This is a genomic window from Jiangella alkaliphila (assembly GCF_900105925.1).
Taxonomy (GTDB): domain Bacteria; phylum Actinomycetota; class Actinomycetes; order Jiangellales; family Jiangellaceae; genus Jiangella; species Jiangella alkaliphila.
The window spans coordinates 3,629,804-3,653,541 of the sequence record NZ_LT629791.1 but is presented as its reverse complement, the minus strand read 5'-3'; the positions used below and the strand labels follow the sequence as shown (position 1 = coordinate 3,653,541).

16 protein-coding genes and 2 pseudogenes are annotated in these 23,738 nt (G+C 68.9%); 6 read left to right on the top strand and 12 right to left on the bottom strand.

The features are described from left to right. The first annotated feature begins 25 nt into the window (after nucleotides 1-25). The 4 genes from BLV05_RS16625 (at nucleotide 26) to BLV05_RS16610 (ending at nucleotide 4,890) form a co-directional block, all read left to right on the top strand. Nucleotides 26-1,312 (top strand): glycosyltransferase, encoded by a 1,287-nt coding sequence (locus BLV05_RS16625; protein ID WP_052762330.1) that lies wholly within the window; start codon nucleotides 26-28, stop codon nucleotides 1,310-1,312. Between the two features lie 112 nt (nucleotides 1,313-1,424). Further along, on the top strand, nucleotides 1,425-2,837 hold the full coding sequence (locus BLV05_RS16620) for a trehalase family glycosidase (RefSeq protein WP_082155120.1): 1,413 nt from the start codon (nucleotides 1,425-1,427) through the stop codon (nucleotides 2,835-2,837). Continuing rightward, on the top strand, nucleotides 2,834-3,802 hold the full coding sequence (locus tag BLV05_RS16615) for a Gfo/Idh/MocA family protein (protein WP_046768103.1): 969 nt from the start codon (nucleotides 2,834-2,836) through the stop codon (nucleotides 3,800-3,802). The genes BLV05_RS16620 and BLV05_RS16615 overlap by 4 nt, the downstream gene beginning before the upstream one ends. Nucleotides 3,803-3,894: 92 nt before the next feature. After that, nucleotides 3,895-4,890 (top strand): glycosyltransferase, encoded by a 996-nt coding sequence (locus BLV05_RS16610; protein WP_160312731.1) that lies wholly within the window; start codon nucleotides 3,895-3,897, stop codon nucleotides 4,888-4,890. Here the strand turns inward: BLV05_RS16610 and BLV05_RS16605 are convergent. Beyond that, nucleotides 4,887-7,703: a family 78 glycoside hydrolase catalytic domain gene (locus BLV05_RS16605; RefSeq protein ID WP_197683691.1), complete on the bottom strand. Its 2,817-nt coding sequence runs from the start codon at nucleotides 7,701-7,703 to the stop codon at nucleotides 4,887-4,889. The two genes, BLV05_RS16610 and BLV05_RS16605, sit on opposite strands and share 4 nt — an antisense overlap. A 198-nt stretch (nucleotides 7,704-7,901) precedes the next feature. On the opposite strand from BLV05_RS16605, the gene BLV05_RS16600 reads away from it, so the two are divergent. After that, the gene (locus BLV05_RS16600; protein WP_046768101.1) at nucleotides 7,902-9,206 is read left to right on the top strand and encodes an FAD-dependent oxidoreductase; all 1,305 of its coding nucleotides are present in this window, start codon (nucleotides 7,902-7,904) and stop codon (nucleotides 9,204-9,206) included. Nucleotides 9,207-9,218: 12 nt separating this feature from the next. On the opposite strand, the gene BLV05_RS16595 is transcribed toward BLV05_RS16600, so the two are convergent. Together BLV05_RS16595 and BLV05_RS16590 are read right to left on the bottom strand one after the other, a co-directional pair. Further along, nucleotides 9,219-10,004 carry a polysaccharide pyruvyl transferase family protein gene (locus tag BLV05_RS16595; protein WP_160312729.1) on the bottom strand — a complete coding sequence of 262 codons (786 nt, stop codon included), beginning with the start codon at nucleotides 10,002-10,004 and terminating at the stop codon, nucleotides 9,219-9,221. Between the two features lie 224 nt (nucleotides 10,005-10,228). Continuing rightward, the gene (locus tag BLV05_RS16590; protein WP_083421329.1) at nucleotides 10,229-10,420 is read right to left on the bottom strand and encodes a hypothetical protein; all 192 of its coding nucleotides are present in this window, start codon (nucleotides 10,418-10,420) and stop codon (nucleotides 10,229-10,231) included. Between the two features lie 245 nt (nucleotides 10,421-10,665). Here BLV05_RS16590 and BLV05_RS37710 point away from each other — a divergent pair, with 245 nt between their 5' ends. Further along, a complete protein-coding gene (locus tag BLV05_RS37710; protein WP_046768098.1) occupies nucleotides 10,666-11,934 on the top strand; it encodes a glycosyltransferase in 1,269 nt (422 codons plus the stop codon). A 116-nt stretch (nucleotides 11,935-12,050) separates the two neighbouring features. Here the strand turns inward: BLV05_RS37710 and BLV05_RS37705 are convergent. From BLV05_RS37705 to BLV05_RS16545, 9 genes and pseudogenes are all read right to left on the bottom strand, one after another. Further along, nucleotides 12,051-13,439 (bottom strand): annotated as a pseudogene (locus BLV05_RS37705) (amidase family protein); the annotation flags it as partial. A gap of 5 nt (nucleotides 13,440-13,444) precedes the next feature. Further along, nucleotides 13,445-14,605: an FAD-dependent oxidoreductase gene (locus BLV05_RS16575; protein ID WP_231948830.1), complete on the bottom strand. Its 1,161-nt coding sequence runs from the start codon at nucleotides 14,603-14,605 to the stop codon at nucleotides 13,445-13,447. A gap of 28 nt (nucleotides 14,606-14,633) precedes the next feature. Beyond that, nucleotides 14,634-14,894, bottom strand: a pseudogene (locus tag BLV05_RS38625) (FAD-dependent oxidoreductase); the annotation flags it as partial. After that, nucleotides 14,891-16,513, bottom strand: a complete 1,623-nt coding sequence (locus BLV05_RS16570) for an ABC transporter substrate-binding protein (RefSeq protein WP_046768097.1) — start codon at nucleotides 16,511-16,513, stop codon at nucleotides 14,891-14,893. The pseudogene BLV05_RS38625 and the gene BLV05_RS16570, both read right to left, overlap by 4 nt. A gap of 52 nt (nucleotides 16,514-16,565) precedes the next feature. After that, nucleotides 16,566-17,621 (bottom strand): ABC transporter ATP-binding protein, encoded by a 1,056-nt coding sequence (locus tag BLV05_RS16565; RefSeq protein ID WP_082155113.1) that lies wholly within the window; start codon nucleotides 17,619-17,621, stop codon nucleotides 16,566-16,568. Next, on the bottom strand, nucleotides 17,618-18,685 hold the full coding sequence (locus BLV05_RS16560; RefSeq protein ID WP_046768096.1) for an ABC transporter ATP-binding protein: 1,068 nt from the start codon (nucleotides 18,683-18,685) through the stop codon (nucleotides 17,618-17,620). The genes BLV05_RS16565 and BLV05_RS16560 overlap by 4 nt, the downstream gene beginning before the upstream one ends. Next, nucleotides 18,682-19,518, bottom strand: a complete 837-nt coding sequence (locus BLV05_RS16555) for an ABC transporter permease (protein WP_052762327.1) — start codon at nucleotides 19,516-19,518, stop codon at nucleotides 18,682-18,684. The genes BLV05_RS16560 and BLV05_RS16555 overlap by 4 nt, the downstream gene beginning before the upstream one ends. A 131-nt stretch (nucleotides 19,519-19,649) precedes the next feature. Then, a complete protein-coding gene (locus tag BLV05_RS16550; protein WP_046768094.1) occupies nucleotides 19,650-20,606 on the bottom strand; it encodes an ABC transporter permease in 957 nt (318 codons plus the stop codon). A gap of 270 nt (nucleotides 20,607-20,876) precedes the next feature. After that, nucleotides 20,877-23,579 carry a family 78 glycoside hydrolase catalytic domain gene (locus BLV05_RS16545; protein WP_046768093.1) on the bottom strand — a complete coding sequence of 901 codons (2,703 nt, stop codon included), beginning with the start codon at nucleotides 23,577-23,579 and terminating at the stop codon, nucleotides 20,877-20,879. Nucleotides 23,580-23,738 lie beyond the last annotated feature (159 nt).

Here is a 23,738-nt window from a genome sequence, read left to right as displayed (position 1 = left end):
ATGGGAGCGCACGGAAGGGACGAGCATGAAGGTGCTGCTGTTCTCGCACGGGACTCGGGGTGACGTGCAGCCCTTCGCGGCGCTCGCACGTGCGCTCACCCACGCGGGACATGAAGCCGTCCTCGCGACGAACGCTCCCCTGGCACACCTCGCCGAGCCCTACGGGATCCGCTTCGCCCCGCTCTTCGACCGATACGACACGTTGTCCAACGACCCCGTCGTGCGCGCGGGATACGAGACCAACTTCCGCGGTCTGCGTGGCAAACGGCTCGCCGCCGCGCTCTTCCGCCGCTACCAGCCGATGATGGCCCGGGTGCTGGACGACATGGCCGCGATCGGCGACGAGGGCGCCGACCTGGTGGTGCACCTGCCCAACCTGCCGGGACACGAGATCGCCGAACGCCTGGGCGTACCCGCGGCCCTCGCCTGTCTCCAGCCCGGCTGGGTCCCGACGAGCGCCTTCGCGAACCCGCTGATCCCGCTGCGCCTGCCGCGTCCGCTCAACCGGGCCTCGTACCTGACCAGCAGGCTCTGGGTCCATGGACAGCTGGGCAACACGTCGCGGTGGCGGCGCGACGTCCTGGACCTGCCGCGACGCCGAGGCAGCCGGAACATGCTGCGGCGCCCGGACGGCGCCGCCACAACGGTGCTGCACGCCTTCAGCCGTCATCTCCTGCCCGAACGGACGGACTATCCGAGCTGGGTGCACACCACCGGATTCTGGTTCCTGCCGGCGCCCCCGCAGTGGACGCCGCCCGCCTCGCTGGACCGGTTCCTCCGCGCCGGCGAACCGCCCGTCTACCTGGGGTTCGGCAGCGTCGCCGGCACCGACCCCGTCCACGCCGGTCACGTCGTGGCCGAGGCCGTGCGCCTCGCCGGCATGCGCGCCGTGGTGGTCACCGGATCCGGGGGGATCTCCGCCGAGCCGCTCTCCGGCGGCAACGTGTTCGTCGCGGAGGAGACCCCGTTCGACTGGCTGTTCCCGCAGGTGGCAGCGGTCGTCCACCACGGTGGCGCCGGCACCCTCAGTGCCGCGCTCGCGGCCGGCCGGCCACAGGTGATCTGCCCGTTCATGTACGAGCAGCCGTTCAACGCCGCCCGGATGCACGCCGCCGGCGTCGCGACCGCGCCGTTGCCGCAGTCCACTCTGACCGCCGAGAAGCTGGCCGCCGCCATCGAACGGGCGGTCGACGACCCGGCGCTGACCGTCCGGGCGCAGGAGCTCGGCGCGCTGATCCGCGCCGAGAACGGGGCCGCCACCGCGGCCGAACTCCTCGAGACGCTCGTCGCTGACGGCGCGCGCACCCACTGACCGGCACCGACCGGACCTGCCGGGGTACAAGGCCCGGCGGCGGCACGTGGTGAGCTAGAGTATCGGCAGTCAATACCTTGGTTTTGGCCAGCAGACCCATCCGGGAGTGGCCATGGAGCGACCTGCCGTTGTCAGCACGATCCCAGGAACAACGACATCCAGCCGGCCACCGGACGAGGAGAGGTGGGCGAACCTCGACCGGACGATCGGCGGCTGGTGGGACTCCGACGCGGTCAGCGCCACCGAAGAACGCCTGGTGCAGGTCAACCCGACCGCGCCGCCCGAGTTCGGCACCCTGCTGTTCCTGCCGTTCCCCTACGTGCCGCCGAGCGGCTCGGCAGGCACGTTCACGACCATGTACGCCTGGGACACCGACTTCACCAGCCGGGCGCTGCTGGCACACGGTCGGGGCGACCTCGTCCGCGGCCACCTCCTGAACTACCTGTTCATGGTGTCGCGGTTCGGCTACATGCCGAATGCGAACGTGACGTCGGTGATGTCGAGGTCTCAGACGCCGCTCATCGCCGACACCGTCTGGCGCTACCACCTCGCCACCAAGGACGAAGAGCTGCTCGAGCATGCCTTTCCGCTGCTCAAGCAGAACTACCGGCGCTACTGGAACGCGGAGCATCACCAGACGCCGATCGGGCTCGCCACCAACAGAGACCTCGGCGATCCGTACTGGCCGCCGGAGCTCGCGGCCGAGGCCGAGACCGGCTGGGACTGGACGCCGATCTTCGGCGGTGACGTCCGGCGTTGCGCGCCTCTGATCACCAACTGCGCGCTGGTCCGATACGCGCGTGCGCTGTCGCTCATCGCCGGACAGCTCGGCCGCGAGACCGAGGCGGAGCAGTTCCACGCCGACGCCGAGCGCCGCGCGGAGCTGATCCGGCGATACTGCTGGAACGAGGAGCTCGGGTTCTTCGTCGAGTACGACCACGTCGCGCAACGGCAGCTGCCCTATCTGTCCTCCTGCGCGTTCTACGCCCTGTGGACCGGAGTCGCGACGCCGGACCAGGCCGGCCAGCTGGCCGACCGCCTGCCGCTCTTCGAGCACGAGTACGGCCTGGCCTGTACCGACCGCGAGTACCCCGATCCGCATCCGGACGCCTATCCCGACCGGCCGCCGATCGCGGCGGACGTACCGCCGGACCTCGTCGGGGGGCAAGGGCAGCTCCAGTGGATGTACCCCGCGGGGTGGGCTCCGGAGCACCTCATCGCCGCGGAAGGACTGGACGCCTACGGCTACACCGCCGCGGCACGGCGTGTCTCGGCGCGATTCCTGCGTCTGCTGGTGGATCGATACCACGAGACGGGGCACCTGTGGGAGAAGTACAACGTGGTCGACGGCACGCTGGTGCTGCCGAACTCGCGCTGCGGGAATGTGCCGCTTCGAGGATGGACCGCGACCGCCGTCGTCCTGCTCGGGCGCTACGTCTACCGCGGCGATCCGCTCGCGCCCACGCCCGTCGTCGAGCTCACGGCGGGTTCGGACGGACCCCGGCCGGAGCACGAGGAGCGATGAAGGTACTCGTCGTGGGCGTCGGCTTCATGGGCGCGATGCACGCACGCGCCGTCCACGAGACCAGGTCCGTCGAGCTGTGCGGCGTCGTGGATCGATCGGCCGACGCGGCACGTGCCGTCGGCGCCCAGCTCGGGGTGCCCGCGTTCACCGACCTGGAGGCCGCGATCCGCGAGCTCGCGCCCGACGCCGCCGTCGTCGCCACCCCCGACTCCGCGCACCTGCACCCGGTACGCGTGCTGATCGAGGCCGGCGTCCACGTCCTCGTCGAGAAGCCGCTGGCCACGAGCATCGACGACGCCGAGGCGATCGCCGACCTGGCCGAGCGGCACGGCACCCGGCTCATGACCGGCCACATCACCCGGTTCATGGCCCGCTACGCGGGCGTGGTCGACGCGGTCCGAAGCGGCCGCCTCGGTCGCCCGGTGATGATCACGACGTCGACCTGGGGTCCGCGGTCGATCGGTGCACGGGTGGCGAGCACGACGAGCCCGTTGTGGCACTTCGCCATCCACGACATCGACCTCATCCAATGGATCGGCCGAGGTGAGATCGACGAGGTCGACGGCGCGCAACTGCTGGAGTCGCCCTCGGGCGTCGCCACGTTCACGGCGACGGGTGTGCTCACCAACGGCATGGGGTTCAACCTGGTGACCGGATGGACGCTTCCTGATACCGCCGCGCCTCGGTGGGACCTGAAGGTCCATTGCGAGGACGGCATGATCCAGTCGACCAAGAGCAACGACAGCGTGACCGAGTACTCCGCCGAGGGGGTGGATGAGCCCGACCGCACCGCCTGGCCGGTCATGTACGACCGGATCGAGGGCGCGCTGCGCCTCGAGGTCGGCCACTTCCTGGACGCACTCGCCACGGGCACGCCGTTCCTCGTCTCCGTCGACGACGCCATCGCCGCGGTCCGTGGCGCCACCGCCCTCGAGAAGGCCAGCGTCGCGCGGCGCGCATCCTGAGCCAGGCGGCCGCGGCACGAGCTCAGCCGCGGTGAAACCCGTCCTCCTGCGCGATCGAGCCCTCCGGCGCGAGCATGACCAACATGACCAGCATGAGCGGAAGAGTGATCTACGCAGCTCCCGACATCGACCGCCCGATCGGTGGCGCCAGGGTGATGTACCGGCACGTGGAGCTGCTGGTGCGCGCCGGTCAGGAAGCCGTCGTCTGGCACCGTCAGATCGCCGCGGGCGCCACGCCGACCTGGTTCGACAGCGATGCGCCCACGATCGAGGGGGCGACGCTGGACCTCGACGAGAACGACATCCTCGTCGTGCCCGAGTCGTTCGTGCTGGCCGACCACGACCCGGCCCCCGGATGCCGCAAGGTCATCTACAACCAGAACCACTTCCTGACCTTCGTCTACGCCCCGTGGGAGCGGTTCCCGAACTGGGATCCGCCGCCACCGACCTGGGTGTCGTCGCTGGCGACGCTGCGCGTCCTGGAGCGCCTGCGTGCGGTGCTGCCGATCGGGCCGGTCGAGCTCATCCCGCTCTCGATCGACATGGCGTTGTTCCGTCCGGCGCCGGCGCGCGAGCGCCTTCTCGTCTGGATGCCGCGCAAGCGGCCGAAGGAGTCCGCGTTGCTGGAGGCACTGCTGGCCGCGGACCACCGCTTCGGCGACGTACGCACCGTGATCGTCGACGGCCTCAGCGAGAGCGAGACGGCCGGCGTACTCGGCCGCGCCTCCGTCTTCGTCGCCCTCGGCCGGGACGAGGGTTTCGGGCTCCCGGTGGCCGAGGCCCTCGCCGCGGGCTGCGTCGTCGTCGGGTATGCCGCGGGAGGCGGCGGCGAGCTGTTCCGGGCGCCCGGCACTCATGCCGTCGACGACGCGGACGTGCTGGGTGTCATCGACCAGGTGGCCGCGGTGTTGCGGACCGAGCCGCCGGAACGGGAGCGCGACACCTTCCGCTCGTGGGTCGCACGGGAGTATCCCGAGGCCGTGCAGGAACGACGCCTCCTCGAGGCCGTTGCGAGCGCACGGGAGCAGCCGGCCAAGCCCGGTGAGGCGACCCATCCGATCCTGGCGCCGATGGGTGCGTTCTCCTAGCGGCTCCCCGGTTGCGACGCATGCTCCTCGACCAGCTCTCGTAGCGCCTGTCGAACGTCGGGGGCGACGTCGTTCCGCCGGCTCAGGTAGCCCGGCAGACCGTCGACGGGAGCGTCCAAGTAGGGCGCGCACCAAGCGGCCACCTCAGCGGCATCCGAAGCGACCCCCGCATCGACGAGCGTCGAGGTCACCCGGCCCCAGAGCAACGAGGAGTCCAGCAGATCGCGCACCGAGCGGAGTTGCCCAGTGAGTGTCCGCGCGCAGGGATCTGCTGTCGTGAAGGTGTGACGCCCGTGGTCGACCGACAGCGTCTGACCATCGGGGAGGTGGACGGTCGCCCGCGAGCCCGGAGGTATGACGACGTCGATCCGCACCCGGCCGTCTCGTCGCTCCCACCCCGCGGATGTCTCTCCATACGGAGTGAGCAGGCGCGCGGACGCCGAGGTGAGCCGCTGATGCAGCTCCGGACGCACGGTGACCTCCCGGTAGCCCGGCGCCGCCGGCGCGAGCCCGGCCACCGAACGGTGCAGCCAGTCGGCCACGGCCCCGTACGCGTAGTGGTTGAACGACGTCATCTCACTGACGTTGACCGAGCCGTCGGACCGCATGCTGTCCCAGCGTTCCCAGATCGTCGTGGCACCCATCTCGACGGTATGGAGCCAGGAGGGACAACCCCTCTCCAAGAGCAGGCGATAGGCGAGATCCACCTGGCCGGCCGAGGTCAAGGCGGCGGTGACGAGCGGCGTTCCCAGGAATCCCGTGGCGACCCTGAAACCGCCGGCCCGGACGAGATCCGCCAGGCGCGCACCGGCACGTCGCCGCTGCTCCTCGGCGGGAAGCAAACCGAACTCCAGCGCGAGGGCGTACGCGGTGGGTGCATCGCTGACGATCCGCCCGGCCGGGGTCACGTACTCCCGCACGAACGCCTCGCGGGTACGCGTCGCCAGCTCCTGGTACTCGTCCGCGACCGCGAGGTCTCCCAGTACCCGGGCCGTCTGGGCGACGATCTGCGCGGAGTGCACCAGGTAGGCCGTGGCGATGACGTCGGGGTCGGCTCTCGCCTCGCCCGCCTTCCGGGCCGACGGTGTCGGATCGAGCCAGTCGCCGAACTGGAACCCCCCGACCCAGAGCCCGTCGGGGGCGAGGGTGACCACCTTGTCGACCCACCGCTTCATGCTCTCGAACTGCCGGGCCAGCAGCCCCTTGTCGCCGTATGCCTGATACAGGACCCAGGGCACGATGGTGGCCGCATCGCTCCAGGCGGCGACGGCGGGGCTGTCGTCCGGCAACACGTTGGGAACGACCACCGGAACCGTGCCATCGGCGTGCTGATCGGCGGCAAGATCGGCCAGCCACGACGTCAGGAAACCCCCGCTGTCGAAGAGAAAGGTCGCGGTAGGCGCGAACACCTGGAGGTCGCCGGTCCAGCCCAGCCTCTCGTCGCGCTGAGGGCAGTCAGACGGAATCGACAGGAAGTTGCCACGGGCGCTCCACACGACGTTCTCATGCAGTCGCTCGAGGTCAGGATCGGAACAGGAGAACCAGCCGGTGCGGCGAAGGTCGGTGCCGACCACCACGGCTTCGACGTCCGCGGCACGCAGGGGCTCGAGACCACTGATCTCGGCATACCGAAATCCGTGGAATGTCAGGGCCGGCTCCAACACGACGTCGTCGGCATCGTCCAGAACATAAGTGTCCGTCGCCCGCGCGCTGCGCAACGTCCTGGTACAGAGTTCGCCGTCCTCGAGGACTTCCGCGTGCCGCACGACCACCCGCTGACCGGCCACCGGCCCGTTCACCCGGAGCCGGACCCAGCCCACGAGGTTCTGGCCGAAGTCGACGAGCGTGCGGCCGGAGGGCGACGTCCAGACGTCGACCGCGGGCCGCACGCCGGTGGGCCGGACGGGCGGACCATCGGGGGCGACCAGGCGATCCAGGGTCTCTTCGAGCTCGTCGACCGTGTCCTCGGCGCGGTCCAACCGCCGGAGGTCGGTGTACTGCCCGTCGTAGAGATCGTTCTCCAGCACGCCGCTCTCCCGTGCCGACCAGCGCCGGTCGGTCGCGATCACGTCGACGGCTCCGGATGCGTACGTCACCTCGAGCTGTGCCAGCAGCGCCAGGCCATCCCCGTAGCCGCGCGACGGCATCGTCTGATCGAGGAACCGGCCGCGATACCACCCGTTGCCCAGGAGAACCTCGAGCACGTTGTCGCCGTCACGCAGCAGCCGGGTGACGTCGTAGGTCTGATAGCAGAGCCGGTGGCCGTAGCTCGACCACCCCGGCGCCAGCACGTCGTCGCCGACCTCGTGCCCGTTCAGCCGGGCTCGATAGACGCCATGTGCTGTGACGTAGAGCCGGCCGGCGGCGACCCCCGGCCCGGCGACGAGCCGGCGCGAGAGAATCGGCGCGGGACGGTCGACCGTGCCGATGGTGCTCGGCCGGATGAACCGCGCCGACCAGTCCTCCGAGCTCAGCAGCCCGATTTCGACGGTGGCCGGCTGGCTCCACGCGCTCCACGACGCCCCCGCCGAGACCCGCACTTCCACCCTCGCCCGTGTCCTCGACTCGAGCGGCTCGAACGGCCAGTCGACCAGGACCTGGTCCTCGGACGGCCGATGCACCGTCCGCCCACCGTCGAGCCGCACCTCGTAGGCCTTCTGCTGCCACTCGGGGTCATCGGTCGAGATCTGCCAGGACAGACGCGGCATCGAGACGCCGCAGCCCAGGGATCGGTCGAGATGTTCGAACCGGACGTTCTCCACACGCACTGAGCCGCTGCCACTCTCCGCCGCGGTCGTCTCGGAGCCGTTCATCGACACCCACGCCCCTATCGAACCTATGAAACGTGCGTTTCGAAAACGTAGACATTCCGCCTGGCCTGTGTCAACCACCACTCGGAGGGGTCGATCACATGGCAGGCCCAGAGTTCTTCGAGTGGTGAACTGGTAATGTCGGTCAGTGAAACGGCTCGAGGAACCACCTGACATGGGTCACCTCCGGACGAAGGATCGATGACCATGAGACACACCGTTCCGTTCACCCGAAGCGCGCCGGCAGCCATCGTCGAACCCTCCGTGGAGACGCCGATCTATGCCGACGTGGACGTGGTCGTCGTCGGCGGCGGGCCGGCCGGCGTCGGGGCCGCACTCTCGGCGGCGAGGGCCGGCGCCCAGACGCTGCTCGTCGAACGGTATGGCTGCCTGGGCGGCATCTGGACCGCGGGTCTGCTCAATCCTTACTTCGATGGCGCGCGTAAGGGTGGAATCCCTACCGAGATCATCGACCGGCTACGGCACCACGGAGCCGCCGACGCAGTGCAGGAATGGCTTCCAGAGGTCTTCGTGGCCGACGTCTTCGACTATGAGGTGATGAAGTACGTCCTGGACAGGATGGCCGAGGAAGCGGGCGTCCGCGTGCTCCTGTACAGCATGGGCGTTGCCGCCATCGTCGACGACGGACGCATGCAGGGCGTCATCGTCGAGAACAAGTCCGGGCGTTCGGCGATCCTCGCCGAGGTCGTCATCGATTGCACGGGCGACGGCGACATCGCCTTTCATGCCGGTTGCGACTACGAGAAGGGGCGCCCTTCCGACGGCCTGCTGCAGCCGATGACGCTCCAGTTCACCGTCCAGGGCTTTCAGTGGACGCCACGACCGTACGAGGTCATGGCGAAGCACAATTCACCCGACGATCTGGCCTCGATTCCGTTCACGGACTTCGCCGTCGTGCCGGTGCCTGGTCGCGGCGGCCTCGACGCCATCATGTGGACCCACATGCAGCGCCGGGACGGAACCGACGCCGACGACCTGACCGCGGCGGTGATCGAAGGGCGACGTCAGGCACACCTCGCGATGCGCATGTTCGACAACACCCCGGAGTTCGGCGAGGGGCACCTGATCAGTACCGCCATGCAGGTCGGCGTGCGTGAGACCCGCCGCATCAGAGGAGAGTACCGGCTGGATTTCGACGACCTCGTGAACGGCCGGACGTTCGACGACGGCATCTGCACGGCCACGTTCCCCATGGACATCCACGCTCCGGACGACACGAAGCTCACCGCCACTCCGGTCAAGCCCTATCAGGTTCCGCTCCGGTGCCTCGTGCCCACGGGAGTCGACCAGCTGCTGGTGGCTGGCCGGTGCATCTCCGGTTCGCACGAGGCGCACGGGTCCTATCGGGTCACCGGCAACTGCGTCGCGATGGGCGAGGCCGCCGGGCTCGCCGCCGCCGAGGCCTGCCGGACCGGCGTCGACGTCCGGCAGCTGGACGGAGCGAAGATCAAACAGCTCCTCCGCACGCGAGGCGTGAACGTCTGAGCCGTACCGGCGCTAGAGCCGCGTCGCCGACCGCCGTCGGTCGCGCGCCGCGGAGATCACCTGGTCCGACACCTGGCGCAGGTTCTCGTCCGAGAGACGAGCCAGCTCGTCGGACTGGGCGATCACGCGGCGCGAGCCGTCCAGGGACAACGCCGCGTTGACCGCATCGCCCATCTCGTCGAGCGAGACGTCGAACGGCATGATGTCGTCCCACAGGCGCGCATACCTGGTCGGCTTGTCGGACACGAACACCGACAACGTCACCCGGGGGACGTCGTAGGCCGAGGCGACGATACGCAGGTGAAGGGAGGTCCCGATCACGACCCGGGCACGCTGGATGTGGTCCACGAGATCGAACGGCCGCCGATCCATGATCATCTCGATGTCAGCCGCCGGATCCAGCCCCTTGACCCGGCGAACCAGGTCACGGTTCGCGTCGACGGAGTCGCCGCCCTCACGCCAGGTTCCCGTCATCAGAACCCGGATCGGATGCTGACGCAACGCGTCGCAGCCGATCAGGGCGGCGGCGACGGCGTCGATGCCATATCGGCGGAGCACGGACTCGCACACCTGGAACAGCGCGATCTCGGGCCGCTCCGGTCGCGTCGCCGGACGATTCAGCCGAAGTGAGTGCACCGCGTCGGGCGCGAGCCGGTGCGCGATCCCGAGGGACGCCAGCTTGTCGCTCGACTCCTGGTCGCGGACGGAGACGTGAGTCAAGGATCGCAAGTACCTGACCCCTTCACCCGGATCGGGGAGGTCGTCCACGAAATTCGCCAGTCCCACGGAGTTCAGCACCGACTCCGCGGACTCGGTCGACAGTACGACAGGTGCGGTGGCATGTAGGGATGAATGAATTGCGGCATGGACTCGCCGCCCATTGCTTGCTCGATCATCTCCCTCCTCACCTGGGGTGATCCAGCCATGAACTCTGCATAGAGATCATCGGGCGACGAGATCCGGAAGGCGCCCTCCAACGACGCCCCACCACCCATCGTCCATACCACGTCGAAGGCGGCTCGCTACAGGAGCGGCGTATAGGCGTGCACGCGCCGGCCCAGGATCGACATCATGTCCCAGCCGAACGGCCCCGTGGCGACGACCATTCCATCCAGGTACTTCTCGGTGACCAGGAGAAACAGCAGATCACCGAAATTGTCGACGTCCAGCGACCCGCCCGCCAGTATTCGGATCCGTTCCTGCGATGTCGTCATTTCGCTCGTCCTCCGCACTCGCATCGTGAACCGCGGCGATGCCGGTCAGCAATCGACAGGGCACAGCCTGGCATCGCCGCGGCGCGCCGGCCCAGAGTCTGTTTCCGGCGGCAGGAGAGCTCGCCGGAAAGTCGTCCCCTCCCCTGCCCGGGCACCGTCCACCACTCTTGAGGAGTTCAGCCTCGAGCCTTCAGCCGTTCCCGTCGGCGGTGGGCCACATCGCGGAGAGAGGATCTGGCCGAAGGATGAAGATCCTGGTACTGACGTATGGGACGCGCGGTGACGTCGAACCCTTCGCGGCCCTGGCCCGGACCTTGGACGAATCCGGCCACGAGGTGCTGCTAGGCGCCCCGATGGCACTCGCCTCGTTGACGCTCCCCGCGCGCCCCCGGGTGATCTCGTTCGCCGACCGCACCACGCAACTGACGCTCGATCCGAGGCTTCGCGAGGCCGGCGCGACAGGTGTCCGGAACCTGCGGTACAGGGGGCTCCAGTGGCGCAACAGGCCACATGTCCAGCGCGCGATGCACGAGATCTACGACGACATGGCCGACGCAGGACGCGAGGGAGCCGACGTCATCGTTCACCACGCGTTCTACCCGGCGCATGAGATCGCCGAACGGCTGGGCATACCCGCGGTCCCGGTCTGTCCCCATCCGACCTGGATCCCGACGAGATCCTTCACCTATCCGGCTCTGCCGTTCCAGCTACCTCCGAGTCTGAATCGCCTCTCGTATCGGGCGTTCGAGGTTCGTCGTCGTTCCTATCAGGGCGACATGGACGCCTGGCGATCGCACACGCTCGGGTTGCCGCCCCGGCGCAAGCACCACGACGTGTTGCGTACGCCGGACGGCACACCCGCCACGGTCATCCACCCGTTCAGCCGGCACATCCTCCCGTCGCGGCTGGACTATCCCGACTGGGTGCACACCACGGGATTCTGGTTCGATCTGCCGGCCGATCCGGCTCCACTTCCGGAGGAGGTGGAGGACTTCCTGGCCCGCGGCGAACCTCCGGTCTACATCGGGTTCGGAAGCAGCGTCGGAGGCGATCCTCGGCGGACCGGGCGGATCGTCACGGAGGCGGTCCGGCGAGCCGGCGTCCGGGCGGTCGTCGTCGCGGGGTGGGGCGGAATCGAACCGGACGAGAACGCCGACGACATCCTCTTCCTCCGGGAGGCCCCCCTGGAGAGCTTGTTCCCGCGAATGGCGGCCATCGTCCATCACTGCGGGATCGGAACCTTCGGCCTCGCCCTCATGTCGGGCCGGCCCCAAGTGGGCTGCCCGTACCTTCCCGACCACCGGTTCTTCGCCCGGCGCGCGCATGCGGCCGGTGTGGCGGTCGCGCCCATCCCGCAGCACCGCCTGGCCCCGAAGCCGCTGGCGCAGGCGATCACGCAGGCGGTGAGCGACCCCGCCATCGCCGCCCGCGCCCGTGAGCTCGCCCCCGTGGTGCGGGCCGAAGACGGCGTGCGAGCCGCGGCCGAGATCGTCCTCGCCGCCGCGACGACCTGAGCGGTGCTGTCAGGCCTCGGCTCGGACCCGTTCGACCGCGGCGCCGGCGCGATAGACCGTGAACTCGTCGAGCCATCTGCCGATGATCTGAAGACCTCGTGGCATCCGTCGTCACCGCACCCCGCCGGCACGGTCAGGGCCGGATGGCCGGTGAGATTGAGCGCGGAGGTCCAGTTCATCATCGGCATGGACGGCGGGCCGCCGGCCGGTGGCTCACGCACCTGGTCCGTGACCGTTCTCGCCGGGCCGGCGGGCCAGGTCGGCGTGATCAGGAGGTCGACGTCCACCAGTGCACGGTCGATGTGACGGCGCAGGTCCAGTCTCAGGTTCTGAGCCTGTGCGAAGTGAAGGCCGAAGTGCGCTTCCCGGAGGTGTTCGTACGTCAGCAGCAGCGCCTCGACGTCCGCATGAACGTCCGGCGGGCGGCCTGCGATGATCTCACGTGCCGTAGCGACCAGGCGATCGACGTCGACGCGTTCCCAGTGGCCGTAGACCTGGCCGAGCGACTCGACCGTCGCGGCGAGCCCGGAGACCGCTGCGGCCAGCCAGATCACATGACTGTGGACCCACAGGGGGATGGACACCGGGACAAGGTCCGCCCCGGCACCTGTGAGTGTCCGTTCGGCCTCGGCGAAGACTCGGAGCGTGTCCGCTGTACACACCGACCGGTCGAGGCACTCGCTGATCACGCCGACGCGAAGACCTCGCACGCCGCGATCCAGCGCACTCGTGTACGTCTCCGCACGACCCGCCCCGGCGAGCACGTCGAGCATGGCCGCGTTGTCGGCGACCGTCCGGGTGATCGGCCCGACGTGATCGAGGGTGCGGTCCCAGTGCACGAGACCGTGGGTCGGAACCAACCCGTGAGTGGCCTTCATGCCCACGACGCCGCACCAAGCCGACGGCACCCGGATGCTCCCACCCTGGTCGGCCCCCAGCGCGCCATCGACCAACCCCGTGGCCACCGCGACAGCCGAGCCCGAGGAAGACCCGCCGGACGAGTACGCCGGGTCGATCGGATTCGTCGTCGCGGCGTTCGGCCCGATCACGGTCTTCGCGACGATCGTCGCGCCGGCGTCGAGGAGACGCTCGACGACGATCGCATCCTCCCCTGGCCCGTCCAGGGGAGGTCGCACCGCTCCGGCGGCCATCGGCAGGCCCGCCACCGCGATGTTGTCCTTGACACCGATGCGCATTCCTGCCAGCGGCCCGGTCCGCGCACCATGGATCTCACAGACGTAGCTGATGGCGTGGTGCGGGTCCTCCACCGGCTCGGGCCGCCGGCCGGACGCGCGATCCGGATGACGGCGGCGGACTCGGGGCTGCTCGATGCCAGGCAATCCCTGGAGCGTCCGGAGGAACGTGTCGATGGTCGGCCTGATGGCGTCCAACTCGGCCGGCGTGAGCTCCAGCTGCCGGCGCGCGGCATATCGACGAAGCTGTGCATCGGTCGGCGACTTCGGAGATCCAGGCGTCGGTGCCGCCGAAGCGTTGTGGACTTCCATCGACGTCACGCCCTCGGGGAGGCTGGCACACGGCGGCCGGCCGCAGCGACAGTGTTGATCGACTCGAGCTGCCTCTGGACGACCTCCCACGGGACCTCATGGGGCAGCACCCGGGTCGTCGAGGCGATCGCAGCCGTGACACCCGCGGCCTGCCCCATCGCCACTGCGTTGCCGGTCATCCGATAGCTGCCATGGGCGAAGAAATCACCGCTGATGCACCGCCCGGCCGTGAGCAGACCGTCGACGTCCCGAGCGATCAGCGCTCGCAGCGGAACGTCGTACGGCTGGGTCCGAACCCGGTCCGATGGTCGATCCGGCCCGCCGATCTCCTCGGCCGCTCGGCTGAGAGAGCCTCCTTCGCCGGCCGAGAGCGCGTAGATGTCGGCCGGCGACGTCACTCTGCAGACGGCGTCATGGTGCCTTCTGCCGTCCAGCATGTCGGCGGCCGTGACCCGGTAGCGCCCGTGTATGCGGCGCCCCTCGCGGACACCGAGCTGTGCACCCGTCGCCACCAGCCGGAGTCCGGCCCACACACCGCCGAGCGACCGCAGACCGCTCACCACGCGATCGATCTCGATGCGTGTCTCCATGGTCGCCCGGCTGATCTCGTCCGCGTTCAGAGCCGAGACGCCGTACTGATGGTTGGCCATCAACGCGAACAGGTCCTCGTAGATGCACCACAACGTCGGCGCGGTGAACGACGGTTCGATGCCGGCGCGACCGAGCTCGCCCAGCAGCGATGCGGTTGCCGACTGGTACCTGCGCGACGGTGGCACCGCGGCATGGCGGCCGCCCGGCGGACGCGCGCCTCCTGCGACGAACCCCGCGACGTCGTCCAGACGCAGACCGGTGAGCAGTGCCATCAGGCTCATCGGCTGAGTCTCACCGGTCCGGGGATGGCCGTAGTCGTACTGGCATCCCGCGAGCGCGGCGACGTCGCCGTCACCCGTCGCGTCGACGACGACCCGCGCCGCCCACGCCTCTCGGCCGGACTTCGACTCGGTGATGACCATGCCCAGCCGATTCGCCGCGTCTCGGCCGGCCGCCGAGGCTCTGGTGTGCAATCGGACATCGACGCCCGCGGCCAGCGCCATCTCGTCGAGGACGACCTTCATTCGCCTCGATGTCGTAGCAGTACGCGGCGCGGCTGTCGGCGCGCGCGCCACGAGCGTCGAGGGTCTGGGTCAGCTCAGCCATGATCCCGGGCTTGTCCGCCTCCATGACCCGGCTGAGCACGCCCGCCGTCCAGACCCCGCCCAGGAAGCCATGCGTCTCGACGAGCGTCGTCCTGGCGCCGGTTCGCGCCGCCGCGATCGCGGCTCCGATCCCCGCCGGGCCGCCGCCGCAGACCAGGACATCGCACTCCCGGACGACCGGGATCAGCCTCGCCGGTTCCAGGTACTCACCCGGCGAGGGCCGATCCCGATCGACTGCGTCCTGGGCAGGCAGCGTCATTCCTCCCAGGTCCATTCGGCGACGTTCCAATAGATGTCGCCCGACGGATGCGCCTGTACGCCTTGCAGCCGTGCGTCGTGGGCCACGATCTGGTCCTGGACGTAGAAGATGATCTCCATCGGGTTCTCGTTCAAGATCCTGAAGGCGTCGTGGTAGATCTCCGCTCGCCGAGCCTGATCGGGCTCACGACGACCGGTGTCCCACAACTCGTCCAGTGCCGGGTCGCAGTAGTGAATGAGGTTGGAACCGTTCGGGAAGAACGCATCGCAATCCGCGTAAACCGCGACTTGACTCGGATCGGTGACGAAGTTGCCCCCGCCGAGTGGGAAGCCCTGCACTTCCGCACCGCCACCCGTCTCGATGGCTTCGAAGGTCGTCGCGACATCGCTGTCGACGATCGACCAGTTGATGCCGACCTCGGCCAGGTTGGCCTGGGCGATCTCGATGCCGGCGTCAGGGATGCCGCCGGCGTCGAAGGCGAAGAACGTGAGCTCGGTGCCAGGATCCCAGCCGGCCTCATCGAGCAGCTCGCGCGCCCGGTCCGGGTCGTAGTCGTACTCGATGACATCGTCGGTGGGGAGAGACCACTCTGGAGCCAGTTGACGGTTGTTCGCCGCGGGGACCGTGCAGTGGCCCTGCAGCACCTGGTCGCAGATCCCCTGACGGTCGATGGCGTAGACCATGGCCTGCCGTACTCGCGGATCCTTGATCGGGCCGTAGTTCATCAGCCACCAGCTGTTCGGCGCCGCCCCGGTCGCGCTCTGCACCTCGACGCCGTCGATCGACCCGACTCGGTCCGCCTCCTCCGGGCTGACGGCCGTGATCAGCTGCGATTCGCCCGACTCCAACTGCGCGCTCAGCACGTCGGTGGCGACGTTCTTGATGAAGATCTCTTCGATCTGTGCCTCGCCCGCCGACCAGTTGTGGTTCGCGACCAGCTTCACGTACTGATCACGAACGACCTCGTCCAGCAGGTACGGGCCGTTAGTCACCGGATACGTCGTGAAGTACTCGTGGGCGAGCAACTGGTCATGCGGGACGTCGCCGAGGATGTGCGACGGGAGGACGGGCATGAACTTGGCAAGGTATCCCAGGTTGGGCAGCCACGCGAGATCCGGTTGCTCGAGCTGCACCACCACCGTCCGGTCGTCGGGCGCGGTCAGCCCCGTGATGCTGTCGGCCGTGCCCTCGACGTACGCGGCCTGACCCACGATGCCACCGATACGGCCGGCCCAGAGGCTGATCGCGGGGTCGAGGTACTGCGTCAGTGACATGATCACGTCGGCGGAGGTGACCGGAGTCTCGTCGCTCCAGACGGCGTCCTCCTTCAACTTGAGCGTCACCGTCTGTACGTCGTCCGAGACGGTCCACGAGTCGAGCAGGTTCGAGTACGTCTCGTTCGCGGCGTCGATCTGGAACAAGGGAGTGAACAGGGTCTCGAGGAACGACCCCAGGCCGTCCTCCTGATGCGGCACCAGGCTGGTGGCGTCCGATGGCCCACCGACACCGGCGATCTCGAGCGTGGACCGGGCCGACGACGGATCGGGCCCTTCGCTGTCGAGGTCGTCGGTACCCGACGTGCATGCTGTGGCGAGCATCGCCAGCGCCGTCAGCGCCACGGCCCACCTACGTGTGGAGCGGTTCATGATTCATCCCATTCCTGGTCCGTTGTCAGAGGGATGGAAAGTGGCACGCGCTGAGGTGGCCCTGACCGGTGCGGTCGATGAGCTCGGGTGACTTCTCAGCGCACAGGGACTGCGCCTTCCAGCACCGGGTGCGGAACCGGCACCCGGACGGTGGATTCTGTGGATCGGGAACGTCGCCGCGGAGGATGATGCGCTGGCTCTCGCCACGGAGTTCGGGGTCGGGGACGGGGACGGCGGAGAGCAACGCCTGGGTGTACGGATGCGTGGGCCGGCGATAGACCTCGTAAGGAGTGCCGGTCTCGACAATGCGGCCCAAGTACATGACGGTGACCCGATCGCAGATGTGCTTGATCACGGAAAGGTCGTGAGCGATGAAGAGATAAGAGAGTGACAGCTCTTCCTGCAGGTCACGCAGGAGATTGATGATCTGTGCCTGGATGGAGACGTCGAGCGAGGAGATGGGCTCGTCGAGGACGAGCAGCTGCGGCCCGAGCGCGAGCGCGCGGGCGATGCTGATGCGCTGACGCTGCCCGCCGGAGAACTCGTGCGGGTAGCGGGTGGCGAGCCGTGGGTCGAGGCCCACCAAGTCGAGCAGTTCGGCCACTCGCCGGTCTCGGGCGGCGCCGTTGGGACACACCCGATGCACCTTGAGTGGCTCCGCGACGATCGCCTGGACGGTCATCCGCGGATCCAACGAGGCGAACGGGTCTTGGAGGACGATCTGCATCTCGCGGCGGACCTCCCGCAGCGCCCGAGGGCCCAGGCTGTTGAGGTCGTGCCCGTGGAAGCGGATCCGCCCGCCCGTGGGTTCGATCAGCCGGAGGACGGCGAGCCCGGTCGTCGACTTCCCGCAGCCGGACTCACCGACCAGGCCGAGTGTCTCGCCCGCCGCGATGGAGAGGTCGACGCCGTCGACGGCATGGACGTGACCCAGCGTGCGCCGCAGGACTGTCGACGTGACGGGGTAGCGCACAGTGAGGTCCTCCACCTCGAGCAGTGGGGCGCCACGAGAAAGGCGCCGGTGGAGGTCGTCGTTGGGATGGATCGATTCAGTCACGGGCGTGGACGACGCGCTCGTCATCGTTCCTCCCCCACGTGCGAAGTGATGCCGTGCCCGTCGATCTCGGCGGCATAGTGACAGGCGGTGAGCTGGCCGCCGGTGCCGGCGGCCCGGAGCTCTGGGCGCGAGGTGAGGCAGAGCTCGCGCCCCTGCGCCAGGTAACAGCGCGGAGCGAAGGCACAGCCCGGCGGTAGGTGCACTGGGTTGGGCGGCGACCCGGGGATGGGGAGCAGCCGATCGGCGTCGACGTCGAGCCGCGGCAGGCTCTCCAGCAGACTGACGGTGTACGGATGCCGGGGACGGCGGAAGAGCTCGCGCACCGGCGCCGACTCCACGACGCGGCCGGCATACATCACCAGCACGCGATCGGCCAGCTCGGCGACGATGCCCAGATCATGGGTGATGAGGACGATCGAGGCGTCGGTCTCGCGTTGCGCCACCTTGAGGATCTCGAGAATCTGCGCCTGGATCGTCACGTCCAGCGCCGTGGTCGGCTCATCGGCGATGAGCAGCTTCGGCTGGTTGGCGATCGCCATCGCGATCATCGCCCGCTGCCGCATTCCGCCCGAGTACTCATGGGGGAACTGCTTGTACCGCACCTCGGGACTCGGGACACCGACCATCGTGAGGAGTTCGACGGCGCGATCGCGTGCGGCTCGGCGCGAGACCCGGCGATCGTGGACCCGGACGGCCTCGGAAATCTGCCGGCCGATCGTCTTTACCGGGTTGAACGACGTCATGGGGTCCTGGAAGATCATGGCGATCTCGCGGCCGCGGATGCGGCGCAACTCCCGCTCGGAGAGGGCCAGCAGGTCCTGCCCTTGGAACATGACGGGACCGCCGGAGATCGTGACGGGCGGGGACGGATGGAGCTTGATCAGCGAGCTCACGCTGACGCTCTTGCCCGACCCCGATTCACCGACGATCCCGAGGATCTCGCCGGCGCGGATCTCCCAGCTGACGTCGCTGACGGCGTGCACCGTGCCGGTCTGCGTCGCGATCCGGGTGGAGAGGTGCTGGACGGACAGCAACGGCTCGCCGGACGAGCCCGCGGACGCGCGGGGGGATGCGACTGTCTCGGTCATGGGTTCTGCCTCGGATCGAAGGCGTCGCGCAGTCCGTCACCGATGAAGTTGATCGCGAGTACGGTGACGGCGATGGCGGCTCCGGCGGGAATCCACATCCACGGGACCTCTTGCACGATGGTCAGCGACTGTGCGTCCTGCAGCATCCCGCCCCAGGTGGCCTGCGGCCGCTCCACGCCGAGGCCCAGGAACGAGAGGGCAGCCTCCAGCAGGATGGCGCCGGCGCTGAGCAGCGTGGCCACCACGGTCAGCGGCGGCAACACCGGCGCGACCATGTGACGTAGGGCGATGGATATTCTGCGCGCTCCGATAGCTCGGGCCGCGAGCACGTAGTCCGCCTCCCTGATCGAGAGCGACATCTGCCGCACGATCCGGCAGGGGGCCGGCCATTCGAACAGTGCGATCACGACGATGATCGTGCCGACGCTCGGTCCGAGGACCGACACCAGCACGAGGATCACGACCAGAGACGGGAACGACAGGAAGGTGTCGACCAGCCGCATGATGGTGGCGTCCACCCATCGACCGAGCAGTCCGGCCATCAGCCCCAGCACGGTTCCCAGCGCGGTTGCGGAGAGAGCGGCGGCGATGCCGACGGTGAGTGACACCCGCGCCCCGTAGAGCAGCCGCGACAACACGTCACGCCCGGCGGAGTCGGTGCCGAGCCAGTGATCGCCGCTCGGTGGTGTCCGGAACGCCGACGTGCTGACGGCGTTCGGATCGTGCGGGGCGATGAGGGGCGCGAGAACGGCGAGCAACGCGAGCGTTGCGATGAACAGCAGACTGGCGAACGCCAGCCGGTGCCGGCGAAAGCGGCGCAGCGCCAGCCGCATCGGCGGGATGGACGCTGGAAGGGGCTCGGCGACCGGGGCAGCGGTGACCCTCCTTGCCTCCATGCGGCCGACGTCACGTCGTGGCTCGGGGGGCGGTTCGCTGAGGACCGCCTGAGTACGAATGTCATCGCTCATAGTCGGATCCTGGGGTCGAGGACGGCGGCGAGCAGGTCAGCGAGCAGGTTGGCGACCATGACGAGAACGGCACTGAAAAACACCGTGGCGATGATGACCGGATAGTCGCGTCCGATGATGGAGTCATAGACAAGCTGGCCGAGACCCGGCCAGGAGAAGATGACCTCGATGATGAGCACCCCCGTGAGCAGCCCAGGGAGCTGCAGGGCAATCACGGTCGTCAGTGGGATCAGCGTGTTGCGAAGTCCATGCCCGACCACGACGCCGAATCGCGGGACGCCCTTGGCGCGAGCGGTGGTCATGAAATCCTGACGCAGGACCTCGAGCATGCCCTGCCTGGTGTACCGCACGTACGGACCCACCAAGCTGGCCGCCAGCACACCCGCGGGCAGCACCAGGTGCCGGATGCTGTCGCCCAGGGATCCGTCGGACGTCAGACTCCTCAGGCCGCCGGTGGGCAGGATCCCGAGTTGGATGGAGAAAATGTAGATGGCCATCAGGCCGAGGAAGAAGGCGGGGATGGAGACCGCGGCCATGCTCCCGATGGATGCGAGGTAGTCGAACCAGGAGTTCTGCCGTAGCGCCGCCACCACGCCGATGGAGATCCCGACGATCAACGCGATGGCCAGCGCGACCAGGGCGAGGAGGACGGTAGGACCGATCCGTTCCCCGATCAGCTCGGCCACTGGGACCCGCCCGTGGAACGAGTACCCGAGGTGGCCCTGGGCGAGCTCCCGCACCCAGGCCAGGAACTGCACGAGCACAGGATCGTCCAGCCCCAGCTCCGCACGGCGGCGTGCGACGTACTCGGGTGAGGCAGCCATCTCCTCGGGGCTCATCAACGCCCGTACCGGGTCTCCTGGCATCAGCTGAACCAGGATGAACGAGATCAGGAGGATCCCGACCAGCACAGGGGCCGCGACGAGCAACCGGCGCAAGACGTAGGCCAGCATTGCACCCCTTCCCCAGCGACACCGGCTCCCGCGACTTGGCGGCTGAGTCCGGAGACGAGGCGAACCCGCGGCGCGGGTCCATTGAATGAACGCCTTGTTCCGCTCAAAGAAACAACTGCCTAACGAGACGTTAAGAGCCTCAGGAGGCGGCTGTCAATCGATGACAGGCCTGACGAGATGATCCGGGGTCGACTTGTGATGTCACGACGCGCGGAAAAGCTGTCACGAATCGTGGTAATCGGACTGCCGGCCGGCATGCCCGCAGAGGCGCTACACCACCGCTCCGGCGGGACCGAAACGATTCATGTCAACTGCGCACGTTCGCCGCACCCGTCCTGGGCCGGCGACGAACGTGTCACCGTCGGGAAGGATCACGTCGGCCGTGGCACCGGGCGGGACACTCACATGGAGTGTGAAAGTCTCGCCGTCCGATCGCCACGCGACCGAGATCGGGCCATAGGGCGAATCGTGGATGGCACGTGCATGCGTGAGCCCGCCGCCGGGCTGTGGAGCGACCCGGAATCGGCGATATCCCGGCTGGTCGTCGATCGGGGTGAGGCCGGCCGTATGGCGATGGAGGAACGAGATGACAGCACCCTTGCTGTAGTGGTTCAGCGACAGCAACGCCGCGCCGTTCTCGTCGATGCCTCGCCAGTCCTCCCAGATCGTCGTCGCGCCGCGATCGATCATCGTGAGCCACGAGGGCTCGGTGTCCTGGAACAACAGCTCGTAGGCGACGTCGACATGGCCGGTCTCCGCGAGCACCGGCAGCAGGTACCCGGTCGAGAGGAACCCGGTCGTGAGATGCGTGCCGGCCTCGCGCACGAGCTGGACCAGGCGCTGGGCGACCGAGTCGCGCAACTCGTCCGGGACCAGGCCGAACGCCAGCGCCCGGACGTGCGCGGCCTGGGTGTCGCGGAGCAGCGCGCCGTCGGCGCCGAGGAACTCCTGTTGCCAGGCCGCCTTGACCGCCGCCGCGAGCTCGCCGTAGCGGTCCGCGTCGCCGGTGCGGCCGAGCACGGCGGCGCTGCGGCTGAGCAGGTCGGCTGAATGATGCAGGTAGGCGCTGGCGAGGTCGCCGTGATCCTCGGCGACCAGCGCAATCGGATCGAACTCGGGCACCTCTGGTTCGAGCCACTCACCGAAATGGAAACCGGTGTCCCAGAGATAGCGCTCGTGCGCAGCGGTGCTGGGCCGCACCGCGACCCGGTCGGGGTGGCGGTGATCGCGCGCCGCACGGGCGCCGCGGTCGACCCATGCCGTCATGGACGGCCACTGTTCCTCGAGCACGCCGGCGTCACCGTAGGCGCGGTAGATCTCCCACGGCACGATCACCGCGGCGTCGCCCCAACCGGCCGAGCCGGGCGGGATCGGGTTGCCGGGCATGTCCATCGGAACGGGGTTCGGTGCGAAGTGCTGCACGGTGCCGTCGCGCCACTGATCGGACGCGAGGTCGCGCAGCCACTTGGCCGAGAAGCCGGCGACGTCGTAGAGGAACGCCGCGCTGGCGACGAACACCTGCCAGTCGCCGGTCCAGCCGGCGCGCTCCCGTGTCGGGCAGTCGGTCGGGATGTCGCAGGCGTTCCCGCGCAGGCTCCAGACCGCGGCCTGGTGCAGGCGGTTGACCCGTTCGTCGCTGCAGGCGAACCAGCCTGTGCGCCGCAGGTCGGTATGGACCACCGCCCCGGTGACGTCGTCGACGTCAAGGTCGCCGGGGTAGCCGTCGATCTGGACGTAGCGGAAGCCGTGCGTCGTGTGCCGGGGCTCGAACACGTCGCCGGTTCGGCCGGCCGATGTCACCTCGTCCACCTGCAGCGGCCGTTTGAGGATCGACGTGTCCCACGGCCATCCGTCGGCGGTGGGGATGACGTCGGTGTCGGGAGTGAGCGTGGCGGTCGTGGCGTTGCCATCCGCGTCGACCGCTTCGGCGTGCGTCAGCACCAGCGACGTTCCGGGCGGCCCGAGCCGGGTAAGCCGGGCCCAGCCGTTGATGTTCTGGCCGAGGTCGAAGACGTGCCGGCCGTGGCGCGGACGGTGGACCGCCCGGGGACGGAGCTCCTCGACCCGGCGGACGGGCGGCGCCGGCGACCATCGCAGCCGCCCGAAGCCGTGCTCCCGCACGACCACCGGTGACCAACCGTCCCGAACCGCCCCCGGCTGACACCAGTCGGCGCGGTCGCGGCGCAGGTCGACGACCTGGCCCTCGTAGAGGTCGGCCGAGACGATCGGCCCGGGCAGGAACGACCAGTCCGCACCGCTGGCGACCACACGCGTCCCGCCGTCGGACCCGCGCACCTGCAGTTGGGCCAGCAGGGCGACGGCGTCGCCATACGAGCGCACGTGGCGAAAGCCGGTGGCCTGACCACGAAACCAGCCGTCGGACAGCACCGCGCCCAGAACGTTGGCACCGGGCCGGAGCATCGCGCCGACGTCGAACGTCTGGACCTGCACCGTCGAGGAGTAGCTGGTGAAACCGGGTGTCAGCTCGACGTCACCGACCCGGCGACCGTTGAGGTACACCTCGTAGAGGCCGTGCGCGGTGACGTGCAACCGCGCCGTTTCGACCGGCGCGTCCAGCGTGAACTCGCGCCGGAGCAGGTAGGCCGGATGAAGGATCTGGGCCCGTACGGATGCGGCTTCGGCCGGCTCGATCCAGTCCGCTGTCCAGTCGCCCTCGTCGAGCAGGCCCATCTCCCAGATCGCCGGGCCGGACCAACGGCTCTCACCGGCGTCGGTCCAGACCTTGACGCGCCAGGTCACCCGCTGGCCGGAGGCGAGCTCGGGTCCGCCGTACGGCACCAGCACCGACTGCCGCGACTCGACTCTGCCTGAGTCCCAGGCCCCGGCGCGGATGCGGTACGCCACCTGCTCGGCCGCGTCCAGCGGCAGCAGCCAGGACAATCGCGGCCTTCGCACGTCGAGACCGAGGGGTTCACTGAGGTGTTCGACACGAAGCTGGGTCGGCTCGTTCATAGAGGCTCCTCGCAACGCGTATCGGCCGAGGAGTGCACGGCCGATCTCAGTACGCGTCAAGCCACGTGACCACCGACAACGAATTCATCAAATGGCGACGGTGGGAAGCCACGGTAAGACAAGGGTCGCACATGCCTCCGCCAGGACGCTATGCGGAAG